Annotated in this window: 13 protein-coding genes and 1 other RNA gene; 8 read left to right on the top strand and 6 right to left on the bottom strand. The window is 58.1% G+C overall.

Annotated elements, in window-relative coordinates:
- The first annotated feature begins 2 nt into the window (after positions 1-2).
- Positions 3-392 carry a hypothetical protein gene (locus KZO83_RS04470; protein ID WP_247619897.1) on the top strand — a complete coding sequence of 130 codons (390 nt, stop codon included), beginning with the start codon at positions 3-5 and terminating at the stop codon, positions 390-392.
- An 855-nt stretch (positions 393-1,247) separates the two neighbouring features.
- Here KZO83_RS04470 and KZO83_RS04465 read toward each other — a convergent pair.
- The 3 genes from KZO83_RS04465 to ffs all read right to left on the bottom strand — a co-directional run bounded on the left by KZO83_RS04465 (position 1,248) and on the right by ffs (position 3,720).
- Positions 1,248-1,952, bottom strand: a complete 705-nt coding sequence (locus tag KZO83_RS04465) for a DUF5677 domain-containing protein (protein WP_247619896.1) — start codon at positions 1,950-1,952, stop codon at positions 1,248-1,250.
- Positions 1,953-2,170: 218 nt separating this feature from the next.
- Entirely contained in the window at positions 2,171-3,550 is a 1,380-nt protein-coding gene (locus KZO83_RS04460; RefSeq protein WP_247619895.1) for a site-specific integrase, read from the bottom strand.
- Positions 3,551-3,623: 73 nt separating this feature from the next.
- An RNA gene (gene ffs / locus KZO83_RS04455) (signal recognition particle sRNA small type) lies at positions 3,624-3,720 on the bottom strand.
- A 224-nt stretch (positions 3,721-3,944) separates the two neighbouring features.
- Between ffs and KZO83_RS04450 the strand changes: the two genes are divergently transcribed.
- Both KZO83_RS04450 and KZO83_RS04445 read left to right on the top strand, forming a co-directional pair.
- Positions 3,945-5,168: an ATP-grasp domain-containing protein gene (locus KZO83_RS04450; protein ID WP_247619894.1), complete on the top strand. Its 1,224-nt coding sequence runs from the start codon at positions 3,945-3,947 to the stop codon at positions 5,166-5,168.
- Between the two features lie 69 nt (positions 5,169-5,237).
- A complete protein-coding gene (locus KZO83_RS04445; RefSeq protein WP_247620181.1) occupies positions 5,238-7,223 on the top strand; it encodes a hypothetical protein in 1,986 nt (661 codons plus the stop codon).
- A gap of 111 nt (positions 7,224-7,334) precedes the next feature.
- On the opposite strand, the gene KZO83_RS04440 is transcribed toward KZO83_RS04445, so the two are convergent.
- The 3 genes from KZO83_RS04440 to KZO83_RS04430 are packed head-to-tail and all read right to left on the bottom strand — an operon-like array spanning position 7,335 to position 10,284.
- Positions 7,335-8,849 (bottom strand): tripartite tricarboxylate transporter permease, encoded by a 1,515-nt coding sequence (locus KZO83_RS04440; protein ID WP_247619893.1) that lies wholly within the window; start codon positions 8,847-8,849, stop codon positions 7,335-7,337.
- On the bottom strand, positions 8,849-9,301 hold the full coding sequence (locus KZO83_RS04435) for a tripartite tricarboxylate transporter TctB family protein (RefSeq protein WP_178998070.1): 453 nt from the start codon (positions 9,299-9,301) through the stop codon (positions 8,849-8,851). Before KZO83_RS04435 ends, KZO83_RS04440 begins: the two co-directional genes overlap by 1 nt.
- Positions 9,298-10,284: a Bug family tripartite tricarboxylate transporter substrate binding protein gene (locus KZO83_RS04430; protein WP_178998069.1), complete on the bottom strand. Its 987-nt coding sequence runs from the start codon at positions 10,282-10,284 to the stop codon at positions 9,298-9,300. The genes KZO83_RS04435 and KZO83_RS04430 overlap by 4 nt, the downstream gene beginning before the upstream one ends.
- Before the next feature lie 199 nt (positions 10,285-10,483).
- Between KZO83_RS04430 and KZO83_RS04425 the strand changes: the two genes are divergently transcribed.
- The 5 genes from KZO83_RS04425 (at position 10,484) to KZO83_RS04405 (ending at position 15,078) form a co-directional block, all read left to right on the top strand.
- Entirely contained in the window at positions 10,484-11,074 is a 591-nt protein-coding gene (locus tag KZO83_RS04425; RefSeq protein WP_040243857.1) for a helix-turn-helix domain-containing protein, read from the top strand.
- On the top strand, positions 11,071-11,760 hold the full coding sequence (locus KZO83_RS04420; protein WP_247619892.1) for a response regulator transcription factor: 690 nt from the start codon (positions 11,071-11,073) through the stop codon (positions 11,758-11,760). Before KZO83_RS04425 ends, KZO83_RS04420 begins: the two co-directional genes overlap by 4 nt.
- Entirely contained in the window at positions 11,757-13,139 is a 1,383-nt protein-coding gene (locus KZO83_RS04415; protein WP_247619891.1) for a sensor histidine kinase, read from the top strand. Before KZO83_RS04420 ends, KZO83_RS04415 begins: the two co-directional genes overlap by 4 nt.
- Complete coding sequence (locus tag KZO83_RS04410) at positions 13,136-14,236, top strand: ABC transporter substrate-binding protein (protein ID WP_247619890.1); 1,101 nt, start codon at positions 13,136-13,138, stop codon at positions 14,234-14,236. Before KZO83_RS04415 ends, KZO83_RS04410 begins: the two co-directional genes overlap by 4 nt.
- 83 nt (positions 14,237-14,319) lie before the next feature.
- On the top strand, positions 14,320-15,078 hold the full coding sequence (locus KZO83_RS04405; protein WP_247619889.1) for a TlyA family RNA methyltransferase: 759 nt from the start codon (positions 14,320-14,322) through the stop codon (positions 15,076-15,078).
- Positions 15,079-15,080: the final 2 nt, after the last annotated feature.

Genomic DNA, 15,080 nt, shown 5'->3' with positions numbered 1-15,080 from the left:
ACATGAGACGATCATTCTACAGGACACCTGTTGCTCTCTATATGTCTGCCAGTTATTACAATGAGATTGGCGACTATGTAGAAGGCTATAGCGAGCCTTACATTACTCGTGGCAACCTTCAGCCCTTCAGTGGTGGAAACAACCTGACCTTCACACAAGCAGGTCAATACTACACACAGGACTACAAGGTTTTATATCTGAGAGAGTATCCAAACTTCCCTGATGTTCCTAAAGACCAACAGGATGGAAGCTTGATAATGTACGCCAATGGAGAATGGTATCAGGCCGAAGGATGGATGGATTACACCACACCAGCCTCAGGACCAAAGCATTTCAAGTTTCAGTTTTCTGGTCTTGGTAGCGCCCCTGATATTACAGCACCAACGTTGTAAGACCCTTTAAGCCCACTCACTACCTTGGTGTTTGGGCTTTCTTTTTGTCTAGCATGTTACGTTTAGGAACTGAAGCTCCAATAGCATGTGGACTCACAGGGAGTTCTAGCACCACTCAAATACACTTCAAGGCACGAATGGTAATCTTGAGCTTCAATTTTCTTACAATCAGCCGTCAAAATAAGCCTTGAAGTGGTCAATGCTCAGCATACTTTGATTTCTGGTGTTTGCTTATTGCTAAAGATAGTGTCAGATACTTATTAAATACTTGTACCCTTGAGGCTTAGAGTGATTGGTGATTGTGTTAGTAAGTTTAGCTTGTCTTACTTCTTTGTCTTCTTTTATTTGTTTGCCTAGGAGCTATAACTATTACTTACCAAATACTCCTCATCAATAACTTTATCTAATCCCTCTACCCTTCCAATCTCCTTCACAATCATCCACTACCGTCAATACCCTGACCTCTCGCCTTTCAAGTTACTCCCTTATCTTCCAGCAATCAGGACCAGCCATTTACCCATTTAGAAATCACGCATTTAACATAATGGCTGTTACACGAACCCATAAGTTATTGATATTAAGCCTTATCCGCAGAACTATTAACAAGACAGTCTTGAATGTATATGGGTTCTGACTATCGAATTGCACTGATGGATTACAAATCAAAATAGCGTCAAAATGGAATTGTTAGAAAGTCTCGTCAAGGTAAAATAGTTAGGATTCAAGTCTATATAGAATGACTATGAAATACTGGCAATCAATAGAATTATACGATTGATTTTAAAGGGGGCATGCGGGCTTTGGCTAACCCCATTATACTCTAATCGGCATCGATAAAATATGTGCTAAGAGAATTCAAACTGTCGCCTCTGCGGTTTTCATGGCTCGCTGAATGTTCTCTCGCAACTCATTTACCAACTGTTCCCCTGTGTTCTGAGAGTCAAGAGTATACATAAGCGCAGCACAGGCAAGGTTAATAGCACTTAAGCAATAGAAATTATACAGCCCATCATCCACCGACCTGCCGAAGAGCACCTCTCTATTTTCACTGAAAAATTCTGCTATCGACTCTATTGACGCATGACTACTACCACTAAGCACATGATAAACTGTATAATATTCTTTCAACTCTCCAGCTTTCTTGAACTTATCTCGGAGGTTTAATGGTGATTTATTTTTTAGCAGTCCCTCAAAATGCTCAACCTTCCGCCTAGCTTCTTCTTCCGTCACATTCGCCATGTAGTGGTTGTCAGAACTGTAGTTTTTGTAGAACCGCTTTTCTTGGCTGTAAAAACGTAACTTCATGTCCTCTACATGGTCTTCGTCCTTAGCTATGCAAACAAGATCAACATAAGCTTCATAAGCAGACCTCAACAGAACAGGAGCCCCCGTCCCTGAGTTCCCTTTTAGTAGCTTTAAAGTCTCTTCAGCAAGGCTGTCTATTCTCGCATAGAGAGCGCAAATATACCTATTTTTGTCGGTCTTAAAATCAAGGCATCTTTGCCCTTGCTCCCTCAACTTAGTGTAGGTCCGCCAGTTAGTATGTAGCTTGGCCTTCACGATACCTCCATAAATTATTAGTTTACGCTTATTGTAATTACCTTGGAAGGCTCATTACCACAACTGAAATCCACCACATCGCCATGGGGCGCATATATGGCAAGCCCTCCCTTATCCTGACAGTATTCCAAGGCTACATCATACGGATTCTTACCCGGCTCCACAGGGATTGTGAGCGCAGCTAGAAGCATGGTCGTCGCCAGCATGGTGCTTACCCCTCATAGCTCGATTTGTTCAATGACAGGCTTCAGCACGCTTGGCTTGAAGTCCTTACCATACCGATTGATGGTGATACCGCCTGTCGTGTGCCCAAGGATGCCGCCAATCAGCGCCTCTGTTACACCCTTCTGCTTGAGATGGTCCGCTACGGAGTGTCTGAAGCTATGGAAGTCCCGCTTCTGGTCCCCATCTTTCAAGTCTAGCTGTTCTCTTAAGCGCCCAAACCACTTGGAAGGTGCCGCCGAGTAGCCATGCTTCTTATGTCTGACCAACTCAGGAAATAGCCGCTCGTGTCCATTGGCTCGCTGTCTCTCGACATACTCAAGGAATCCTAGCTCTATCAGCTTGGAGTGAATCGGTATCACCCGTTCCGTCTGGAAGGTCTTCAAGGTCTGGTCGGGCTTGCTCTCATTTATATGGATGCAAGGAATGCCGTCTATGGTCTTCACGTCCTCCAAGTACAACTGGCACAACTCATTCAGCCTTGCCCCTGTGTAGAGCCCAAGGTAAGGAAGCCAATACTTGAACGGCTTGGCCTTCTCCCTAAGCACCGATACCGTTTTGAAGATCGTTTCAAGCTCATCGTTCGTGAAGATGGCCCGGTACGTGTTCGCCTTGCGCCTCTGAACGATCTTCATACCCAGCATGGGGTTACGGTCTATGTGTTCCTCCCTGATAGCGAACTGAAAGACAGTCACAAGGTACTTCACGTAGTTGTTGTACGTGGTCACGCTGATGGTCTTGTCGGCGTTCTCGATGATGCTCTCAAGGCTCATATTCTTCTTGAGCAGGCGGAATACCAGTGGCGGGAGCTTCAAGGCTGTTTCTCGGAAGGTCTTGGCGTGGTTCAGGCTGAAGCTAGAGACCGGCATATCACCCACGATACGTATAAGAAGCCTTACTACGGATTCCTTATCGTCCAGTGTCTTCAAAGACACCCCTTCCCTTTCTTGGCTCTCTCGATACTCCTTGTTGATCTCGGACAGATACGGCCCCTGTGAAGGCGCTGGAAGGTCTTGAGGGGGATTGGTGGGGTCTGGTGGTGCTGTCGCTTGTGTGAGGCTTACCGGCTGGTTTGAGGCGTGCTGATAGGAGGGGAAATCGTTACTACCTGTTGGAATGCTGATATTACCAATAGGACTATTGGTCGTGTCTAGCTTCTCTCCCTGATATGCCCTTTCGAACGCGCTCTGAATGTTCACCATCAACCCACTGGAGCGGATGACAGCTTCACGCTTTGAGGTCGTGCGTAGAGAGCGGCGTATCTCGCGCTTACCAATGATAGGCCGGATGGCTTCAGGGACGACGATACGGAAGTAGAACAGCCCGTGACGAGAGCGGTACAGGTACGGAGCGTTTGAACGCTGGTATGAAGGCATTTTGGATCACCCTTTGGCTACTATTGAGAGCCAGAGAGCTAAAAAGCCTTTAAAATCAATAGGTTGGAGGCGGCCCCATCAGCCACATCCCGGCACACGCAGCCACCACTACCGTTGCTCCCTTCCGGGCCTGGCGGGGTTCGCGGTTTAGCGTTGCGGGAGGACCGACAGGGCCACCACAGTGCATCCGATTGACGAGCGCTTTTACAGGTCGCCACCGAAACGTTCGAACATGAGGAAAACGCCATGCGCTTTCAATGACTTGCCTCGAACGCCGCAGCACTATAACAGCGTGCTCGCCGGTCGGCAAGACATCAAACAATCCAGCGCCCACCCGGTATTATAGGCTAGGCTGGAAAGGCACGGCCCCTTCCCGCGTTCAAGGAGAATGACCATGGAAAAATCCCCCGAAAAGGGACATATCGCGCTTCTGGGCTGGAGCCTGAATGCCATCGAGGCCGCTGAGAACTTCGATCGCCGCTATGTCGTCGTGGCCCCCGAGTGGGCGGAAGACTACTGCCAGGAACACGCAATCCCCTACGTGCCATGGAACTTCGAGCGCCTCAACGATCGTTCGATGGAAATCGCCGAAACGCTGCAAGACATGGGCGTCGATGTCGCCATTCCCCTGTACGAGGAAACCGTCGAGTGGGCCGGCGCCATCAACTCGGTGCTGCTCGACAATCCCCGCCTTTATGGCCAAGCCCTGCTGCTGCGCGACAAGGCGCTGATGAAGCGCCGCGCGCAATTGGGTGGCATACGCGTGGGTATCTTCGAAGAAGCCCACGACAAGGAAGACGTCATCCGCTTCCTCAAGCGCGTCAACCAAACGCTGCTCAAACTCGATGGCGATCCCAACGACCCGATCCACCTCAAGGCCTTCGACAAAGCGGGCTGCCTGGGTCATCGCGTGATCCGCACGCCGGACGAGGTCGATACCATCCCCGAAGAAGAGTTTCCGGTACTGATGGAATCGCACCTGGACGGCTGGGAATTCGCCGTCGAGGCGTGGATCCACAATGGCAAGATCCGCTTTCTCAATATCTCCGAATACGTGACCCTGGGATATTCGGTGTTCGTCCCGGCGACACCGGAACTCGAAAGGTACCGCGAGTCGATCACCCGCCAGATCGAGAAACTGATCAAGACCTTCGATATCGATTTCGGCTTCGTGCATCCGGAATACTTCGTCACCAGCGATGGCGAGATGTACTTCGGCGAAGTCGCCTACCGCCCGCCCGGTTTCAAGGTCTTCGAGCTGCTCGAGCGGGCCTACGGCTTCAATGCCTACCAGGGGCTGATTCTGTCCTTCGATCCGAAGACCACCGAGCAGGAGATTACCGACTTCTTTCCCCGCGAAGTGGTCGATGCCAAGGGCGTCGCCGGCTGTTTCGGCGTTTATCCACGCCGCCGCGTGGTCAGCCGCCTGCAGATGCCCGAGGAAACCGAGGATCATCCCTACTTCGAGTCTCATGAATTGACCGCGCCGCTCGAGGAAACCGTCACCAAGCGGACGGCTTTCGGCACGCACTGGGGGCTTTTGTATTTCTTCGGCGATGACCCGCACACCATGCGAGATTTGCTCAAGCATCAGGAAGAGCTCGACTTCTATGTATAATCACGCCTGTACTCTTGGGCAAAAGGAGCCCTTGTGACGAGCCACGACGAACAAGCGCCAGATAACGCCATGCTGGACGCCGCGCTGGCCAAGCTCGACGAAGCAGTCGAGATCCTCGCCAATGCACGCGATTTCGCCAAGCCCGGCAAGCTACGCCGGGTCTTCGACGGCGCTCGCAAGGTGATGCTGCAACCGGGGGGCTGCGCCGCCATCGACACGCGCGCCCAAGCGATCGAGACCGCTGGGACCTTCGATGGTTCCGACTGGGCCAAACCGCAGATCCTAGTGCCATCGTTGACCGTGCACTCGCTGAAGAGCGCGGAAAGCGACATCGTGGTGCTCGAGGCGCTCAGCGAGTTGCGCTTGCTTGCCGTGGCGCAGGGTCGCTACGAACATGCGCTGATCTCCGCTGAGCAGGCGCACCACTACCTCACGCAGGTCCTGGCACTCAATCTCGAGCTGCTGTTTAGCGCACCCAGCGAAGCCGAGCGCGAAACCCAGGGCCGCTTGGCGCAGTTGACGCGTAGCCTGTTTACGCACCTGGCCGAAACCATCGGCTACGAACATGTCATCGACCAGTTGATCGACGAGATCTGGCGCATCCTTCAGCAGCGCCCCATCCAGGTCGAGGCGATCAAACGCATGATTACCCAGATCGCCATCTGTCAGGCCAATCCCGATATCGATCTGGGCGCCAGCGGCCAAGGGGCCGACCGCTTGGTCAGCAGCCTCTTCGGGGCTACCCAGGCGTCCCGCGAGGACCCTGGTGTCGAGATTTACCTCGAGCGCCTACAGGCAATGGATAGCGGTGCCCTGCAGTACGAGGCCACCGGCTTCGCCCGCGCCATGCACGATACTGGGCTGGTCTCGGCCTATCATGCGGTACTGCTGCGCCACCTGCTCGACCAGGGCGATCATCTTCTTGCCGAAGCGCTGGGCCTTTCAGCGACCGGGCGCGACTGCCTGCTCTGCTACCGCCAACTGATTCAGGCACTCATCGAGGAAAGCATCTTCCCCGAGACGCCCCAGGCGGTGTATGGGCTGGCGTTAATGCTCGAGCGCGGCATTCTCTACCAGCCGCCGGTCGCGCCCGCGCTGTGGCGCCAGATCGGTCTACCGGTCTCGGCCTGGTCGCAGGAGCGTATCCGCATGGCCTATGGCGACGCCGTGGCGCCCCGCGCGCGATTGCTTGAAGGCGTGCTGTGCATGCTCGGTCTGCCGCTGGGCGTCGGTCAGGGCAACAATCCGACCTGCCAGTCGGCCCGAGCGTTATCGATGTGGGCCTATAACGACCCTGACTATCTGTTGCAGATGGTCGCCTGGGCGGCCCGCGACGACGAGATCATCATGCATTTCGAGGGCATGCCGCTGTCGTCGATGGCCAGCCTATCCGGCGTGGCCACCGCCTTGCCGCTGGATCTCGACCCGGTATCGCTAATCGTGGTACCCCATCTCGACCGCATCTACGCCGAAATGGGCCGGCGCTGTGCAGGCCGTGAGGGCGATCCTCATCGCTGGGTCAATCCGGAATTCCATGGCTGGTGGGCCGGACGCGGCTTTCGTATCAATGTGGATGTCGAGACCGGCCAACTTCAGGACCTCGACACGTTCTTGCGTCACTTCTATGCCAGCTACCATCCGTATTACAACGGCAATCAGCCGCTGATACACCCGCAGCCTGCCGGCATCGCAGTGACCGACAGTGCAGCTCGTTTCATCGGCTGGCACGCCATCACCCTGCTGCGGGTCAATCTGGACCCTCAGGACGTGATGCGCGCCTACTTCTTCAATCCCAACAACGATAGCGGACAGGACTGGGGCGACGACACCAAAGTCAGCACCGCCGGTTGCGGCGAGCGCTTCGGCGAGGCGTCGCTACCCTTCGAGCAATTCGCCTCGCGGCTTTATATCTTCCACTACGATCCGCTGGAACACGGCGAACTGGCGCATATTCCTCAGGCCGAACTCGATCGCGTGATCGGCCATGTCTATCGCAGCTGGGGAGCCAATCGTGTCCCTGCCGCGGAACTACAGGCGCTTTCCTCCCCGCATTGAAGCCGTAAACGACATTCGCCCCCACCGGCATACCGGTGGGGGCGAACAACACGCATCGTACTTATCACATCGTACTAATTAAATCGTACTTATCAGACACCGGGGACCGAGTTAATCGACATTCCCCTGAGCGGCGCGCATGCGACGCCGTAGGATCGGCCCCACGACTACGGGCAACACCAGCCCGATGATGGCCAGCGCCCACAACGTGATCGACAGGCCGCTACTCCAGAGTACGCTCCAGTCACCGTTGGAGAGTGTTAGCGCGTGGCCGAGATTCTTTTCCATTTCCGGCCCCAGCAACAAGCCCAGAATAATCGGCACCAGCGGGATCTCCAACTTGCGCAGGATATAGCCCGCCACGCCGAAGGCCACCATGAAATAGAGGTCGAAGGCAGAATTGCTGATCGAGTAGATGCCTACGAAGGCCACCATAGTGACGATCGGCAGCAGATACTTGGGCGGCACCGAGAGCAGCTTGACGAAGATGCCTACCAGCGGAATGTTGAGCAACAATAGCAAGAAGTTACCCACCAACAAGGCAGCGATGACCCCCCACACGATGTCGGCATTCTGAGTGAACATCATCGGCCCAGGGGTGATATTCATCGAAATCAGCAGCGCCAGCAGTACTGCCGTCGTGCCGCTTCCCGGCACGCCGAGCGTTAGCATGGGTACCAAGGCGCCGGAGGATGCCCCGTTATTACCCGCCTCGGGCGCCGCAACACCGCGCGGATCGCCCTCGCCGAAATGCCCTTTGCTGCCCAGAATTTTCTTTTCGAGGGTATAGCTGATGAAGCTACCCAGCGAGGCACCGGCCCCCGGTAACACACCGGAGATAAAGCCCAGCACACCGCCACGCAGCGTGGTCGGGAAAATGGAGCCGATCTCTTTCCAAGACAGCGAGAGCTTGTTGACCTTCATCGGCCCTTTACCCCCACCGGCACGGCTTTCAATGAAGAACAGCAACTCGGAAATCGCGAACAAGCCAACGATGGCGATGATGAAGTCGATGCCCTCGTAAAGCTCCAGCACCCCAAAGGTATAGCGTTGGGTCCCCGTGCTGTCGATACCCACCGTCGCGATCATCAACCCGATAGCCGCGGCCAGGATCGTCTTGACGGGATTCTTGCCCGTAATGCCTCCCAAGGTAGCAAAGGCCAGCACAAACAACGCGAAATACTCCGCAGGCCCAAACGTCAACGCGAACTTTGCCAGCAACGGCGCCAGCAAGATAAGGCCGATAGTAGCGATCAAACTCCCCATGAAGGAGGCAATCGCCGAGATCGCCAGCGCTTCGGCGGCCTTGCCTTTCTGGGCCATCGGGTAACCGTCGAGACAGGTCATCATCGCCGGCTCATCGCCAGGAATATTGAGCAGTATCGACGAGATGCGCCCGCCATACATGGCCCCGGCATAAACGGAGGTCAGCATGATCAGCGCAGTTTCCGGCGGCAAGCCTAGCGTAAAGGCCAGCGGGATCAGGATGGCCACGCCATTGGCAGGCCCCAACCCCGGCAACGCCCCGATCAAGGTACCTAGAAAGGCCCCGATCAAGGCGAACATCAGGTTGTGCGGCGCCAACGCGACGCCAAACCCATCAATCAGATAGCCCAGGGTTTCCATCAGCTTCCCTCCAGTACACTCAGCACGCCCAGCGGCAGGGACAAATCAAGGCCGATCGTAAATAGAAAATACACCACGATGCCCGCGATCAACCCCGTGGCGTAGGCGCGCATTGGAGCGGCGCCCATGCGCCAGCACAAGGTGCCGACAGCCAGGGTCGTGGTGATGATGAAGCCTAGGGGCTGAAGCAACAGCACATAAGCGATCAACACCACCACGGCGATCAGCAATTCCAGCCCCGTGCGCGCCGGCGGCCATTTTGATCCCGGATCGGGTTTGACGATCAGATACAAACTACTTAGCGCGAGTACCACGGCCAGCAAGATGGGAAAGGTCTCGGGCCCAATGGCCTCGCCTCCTCCGAATGGTTCGGGAAACTGAGTGGCGCCCCAGCCGTACGCGACGGCCAGGACGAGCATCAGTAGACCGAAGACGCGGTCATTGCATTTCATTTAACCAGTCCGATTTCCTTGGAGAGCTCTTGGATATCCTGGATCTGCTTTTTCACGAATTCGTTGAACTCATCGGCGCTCTTGTGGAACGGCATCAACCCATTCTTCTTCATGAGTTCTTTCCATTCGTCGCTTGCGTAGACGGTGTCCATCGCATCGATCCAGTACTCACGGGCGTCATCGGAAATATCCGCCGGCATGTAAAAACCACGCCAGTTGGGGCCCAGCGCATCGATCCCCTGCTCACGTGCGGTAGGAATGTCGCTGAATTCGCCGGGCAGGCGCTCTTCAGAGAGCACGGCCAGAATGCGCAAGTCACCGGACTCCATAAAGCCTTTCGCTTCGGAAATATCACCGGTAAATGCGTCCACGTGGCCACCCACCACCTGCGTCAGCGCCTCGCCCCCATTGTTGTACGAGAGATAGGGAATCTTCGGCAGCTTGTCGACGTCAGCCGCTTTCGCCGCGATCAGCACCTTGAGATGGTCCCAGCCGCCCTTGGCACTGCCACCGGCGAACTTCACGGCACGCGGGTCGTCCTTGAGGGCATCCATCAGCTCATTGAGGTTTTCGTACTCGGAATCCTTGCTGACCGCGATGACGCCATAATCGGCCCCCAGCGCACCGATCCAATTGACCATGTCAGCATCCAGGCCCTGAAACTGGCCCTGCGCCAAGCGCGTGGTGGTTGCCGTCGAGGCGGCGACCAGCAACTGCTCGTCTCCGGCACGCTTGCTCACGGTATGGGCATAGGCGACCCCGCCGCCGGCGCCGGCCATATTGATGGTCTGCACGCTGCGCGGCACGAGGTCGAGATCCTCGAGGACATTGCCAATGCTACGGCACGTGAAGTCCCAGCCGCCGCCCGGATCAGAGGGCGCGATGCACTCGACCTTGCCGGACGGTTCGAAAGCCATGGCCGTACTGGCACCCAGTGTCAGCGCGGCCGCCATGACGATTTTGAGCGGCGTTTTGAAAGCCATTGTTGTTATCCCCTTTGAGCGAGAATTGAAATGGGTTGCAGGCAACCTGACACTTACCTTACAGTTCTGTAAGGCAGAACAACGTTCCCTTGAGCAGAAAACTAGGCGTGTCATGCGCGAGCGTCAACGCTCGCACCGCCGTTCAAGACTAAAGTTGAATATCGCCATTGCGGCACACAAATACCTTGGGAGACCCGCCATGGCGCAAGATCGGGTAGAAGCTGTCGAACGTGCACTATCTGTCATGGAAGCCTTCGACACGCAGCATGAAAGCCTGTCCTTGGCCGAGCTGGCCGAGGCCACCACACTCTATAAAAGCACGCTTTTACGCTTGCTTGGCTCGCTGGAGCGTTACGATTACGTGCAGCGCGATGCCCGCGGGCGCTATCGCCTGGGGGCTACGCCAGCGCGCTTGGCCCGCCGCCATGTGCCCTCGCGCCAGCTGGCCAGCCTGGTGATGCCGGTTCTCGAACGTTTATGCCACGACACAGGAGAAACCGCCGCGCTACTGTCATGTGAGGAAGGCCAGATGGAATGCCGCTTGAGCACCTTGCCGGACACGGATCTGCGCCATGCGTTGCGCCCCGGCTACCGCTGGCAATGGCAGGACGGCGACCCCTCTTTGGCATTGCCGGGCGGGACGATGATCTGCCAAGCGGTCCCCGATACCGCGTACTGGTTGAGCCTTTCCGGCCCCAAGGGACGCTTGCCCGCCCGCGAGGCGAGGCGCGCCCTGCAAGAAGCCGCGGCACGATTGAGCCAACGCGCATTGCAGGACTATCCGTCATGAGCCACGAAACCATCGCGCCCCTGTTACTGGTCGAAGACGATGCCCTGCTAGCCAGTACGTTGTACGACGCCCTCAGCCTGGCCGGCTATCGAGTAGACGCCCTAGAGGACGGCGACGCCGCATTCACGCGCCTCGCCGCTCCCGACCATGGCCATGCCTTGGTCCTGCTCGATCTCAACCTGCCAGGCCGTGGTGGCCTCGAGATACTCGATGCCATGCGTCGCCACGACCGCGACACGCCAGTCTTGATCTTGACCGCACGCGGCGCCATCGAGGACCGCGTCAAAGGGCTCGACCTGGGCGCCGACGACTACCTGGCCAAGCCCTTCGCCCTGGACGAACTGGAAGCCCGGGTGCGGGCCCTCCTGCGTCGGCGTCAGCACGACGACGGCACACAGTTGCATGTCGGGGCGCTGCATTTCGATACCCTGACGCAACGCTTTACCCTCGACGACGTCCCGCTCGAACTGCCGCCCCGCGAGCAACGCCTGCTGGCCTACCTGATGCGCCATGCCGGCGAACCAGTGGAAAAAGCCCACCTGCTCGAACACGTCTTCGCCGAGGAAACGCTCGGTGACAATGCCATTGAGGTCTATATCCACCGTCTACGGCGACGTCTTGCAGATTCGTCGCTAACACTGCGCACCGTGAGGGGGCTGGGTTATCTGCTGGAGAGCGACGCGTGAGCCCACCGGTCAACTCCCCCAGCCTCTACCGGCGACTGCTGATCTGGCTGCTGGTGCCCATGTTGGCTCTGGGCACTGTGATGCTCGTTCAAGCCTATCTGGCCTCGCGCGATACCGCCGACCGGGCGTTCGACCGACTGCTCGAGTCGGCCTCGCTCTCCATCGCCGAGCAGGTCAAACGCCAGCAAGGCCAATTATGGATGGATCTTCCCCCGGCCGCCCTGAAAATGCTGGCCTCGAACGCCGAAGAGCGGGTCTTCTATGCCCTTTACGATGCCCATGACAACTTCATCAGCGGCAACGCCGAGCTACCGCGCATCGATGACGGCCAAGGCAACATGCGCTTCACCAACATCCAGTGGCACGATATGGCACTGCGCCTCGGCGTGCGGCGCTCGCAACTCGAAGGGTGGCGCGACCGCCAGCCTTTCGAGGTCCGTGTAGCGCATACCCGCGAAGGCCGCGAGGCACTGACGCAGACGCTGTTCCAGGGCAGCATGCTACGTTTGATCGCCATGGCGATGTTGGCCATTGGCGTGGTGCTGCTCGGGGTACGCATGGCGTTGATGCCCCTGACCCAGTTACGCCGAGCAATTCGCGCCCGCGACCCGCGCACTCTGGCACCGCTCGACTTGCCTCTCCCCCGAGAACTCGCCGAGCTACGTGAGACCCTCAACGACCTGCTGGCGCGCATGCGCCGCGTGCGCGCCAACCAGGAACGTTTCATCGGCGACGCCTCACACCAATTACGCACCCCACTGGCGGGGCTTTCGGCACGCGCCGAGCTTGCCCTGCGTCAGAACGACCCTCGCGCCTGGCACGATGCACTCGGCGTCATGCGCGGCAGTGCCGACAAGACCGCACGCCTCGCCTCGCAGCTGCTGTCCCTGACGCGCCTCAACAATCCCGAGTCGATGCCGGAAGCCCGCGACATCGATCTTTGCGACATCGCGCGGCAGGCCGTACGCGACGCCCTGTCGAGCTGTCATCGCGCAGGGATCGACCTGGGCGTCGAGACACCGTCACATGCCGTCATCCAGCGTGCAGTTCAATGGCAGCTCGCCGAGGCTCTGGCCAACTTGATCGATAACGCCAGCCGCTACGGCGCATCGCGTATTACGGTACGCGTCGGCGAGACCCCGACGCGTCTCGAGGTCGAGGATAACGGCCCCGGCATCCCCGAGGCGCAACGCCTGCTGGTGCTACGCCCCTTTCATCGGGGCATGGAAGGCGGCCAAGGCTCGGGGCTTGGGCTGGCGATCGTCGACGGTATCGCTCGCGCCCATGCCGCCAGACTCACCCTGGTGCCGGCACGCCCGAATGCCGAATCTCAGGGCTTGCGCGTGCGCTTGCATTTCACCGAGGACTCAACACCATGACCACGCCATGTCGCTTACTCGCGCACTGGGTCGTCGCCCTCACCGGCTTGATGCTATCGGCCATGGCGCTGGCCGACGACGCCCATGTGCTGCGTTACGCCGCCGCCCACGAGGCCACCGCGCAGCCACTGGAAATTTACGGCGCGCTAGACAATGATCTGATGGCCCCGCTACTTGCCGACTTTCATGCGCGCTATCCCGATATCGACCTCACCTACCGCAACCTGACCACGCTCACGTTGTACCGGCGCTTCCTGGCAGAAGACGAGGCTTCCGCCGATGTCGTCATGTCCTCGGCGATGCCCTGGCAATACCAACTCGCCAACCGTGGCCATGCACAGGCGTTGACCACCTCCGCAGCCAGGCAGTGGCCTCAGGCATCTCGCTGGCGCCACGAATTGTTCGGCTTCACCTTCGAACCCGTGGTCATCGTCTATCGACGCGATGCCCTCGAGGGCGCCACACCACCGGATAGCCACGAAGCCTTGCTGCGCTTGCTCACCCACGAACGCCAGCGCCTAACAGGCCGCGTGGTGACTTACGATCCCTGGCGCAGCGGCGCCGGCTATACCTATGCCACCGAAGACGCGCACATGTCACCGCGCTACTGGGAACTGGTGGCCGCCTTGGGCGGCGTGAAAGCGGCGCTGGCCGATACCACCGGCGAAATGCTCGACGGTCTGGCCGACGGACGCTACGCCGTCGGCTATAACTTGCTGGGTTCTTATGCACGCGATTTCGTGGCCGATCACCCGCAACTGGAAATGGTCATTCCCAGCGATTATGCCCTGGTGACACAGCGCCTGGTGCTGATTCCCAAGCGCGCGCCCCACCCCGAGACCGCCGAGCGCTTCGTCGATTATCTTCTCAGTCGTCAAGGTCAGCAGGTGATCCGCGACAAGACGCCCCTCGGGGCGGTACACACCGCACTCGAAGGCGAAGGCACTGCCCGTGACTTACGCAAGACCCTTGGCGATGCCCTTCACCCGATCGCCATCGACCCCAGCCTGCTGGCCACGCTCGACACCCTCAAGCGCCACTCGCTGCTCGAGCGTTGGCAGCGCGAGTACACGCGACTCAGCGACAACGGGCCGTGACCGCATGAACGTCACGCGGCCTCGCGCTATACTACACGGCGTTTTATCGACGCCTTTTTATCAATTCCTCCAGCGGTGTGGGCATGCAACGTCTCGACCATCTTCTCGTCGCCCAGGGTTGGGCACGCTCACGCACGCGGGCCCAGCGTCTGATCCGTCATGGGCGCGTCACGCTGGTCTCGACGGAGCCTCCGCGCACGCTGACCAAGCCCAGCGAGAAAGTCGCTGACGACAGCCGTTTCCAGCTCGCCGACGATCCGGAGGAACGCTACGTCTCGCGCGCCGGTCTCAAGCTGGAGGCCGTGCTCGAGACGCTGGGACTTCGCCTCGAAGGCATGACGGTAATCGATGTGGGGCAATCCACCGGCGGGTTCACGGATTGCGCTCTGCGCTACGGCGCCGCGAGCGTAGTGGGGATCGAAGTCGGGCGCGACCAGCTCGACGCATCGCTGCGCAAGGATGAGCGCGTTATCTGCTTGGAAGGCGTCAACGCCCGCGCGCTTCCCCAAGAACGGCTCGCAGCCCTGGCGCCGGAAGGACTCCACGTGGCGGTCATGGACGTTTCCTTCATCTCGCAGACCTTGATCCTGCCCCAGCTCGCCGCCGTGCTATCCCCTGGCGCGCACCTGGTATCACTGGTCAAACCGCAATTCGAGGTCGGCCCCCACAAGGTCGACGCCCACGGCATCGTCCGCGATCCGGCGCTTTACGCGACGGTGGAAGCTCGCATCCGCGAGAGTTGCGCCGATGCCGGCTTCGAGATCCGCCACTGGCAGGAAAGCCCGCTGCGCGGCGGCGATGGTAACCGCGAGTTCCTCCTGCATGCGGCCAAGAGCCTCTGACG

Origin of the sequence: Chromohalobacter moromii, assembly GCF_023091865.1 — a bacterium.
In the GTDB taxonomy this organism is placed as follows: Bacteria; Pseudomonadota; Gammaproteobacteria; order Pseudomonadales; family Halomonadaceae; genus Chromohalobacter; species Chromohalobacter moromii.
This window is presented reverse-complemented; position numbering and strand designations above follow the sequence as displayed.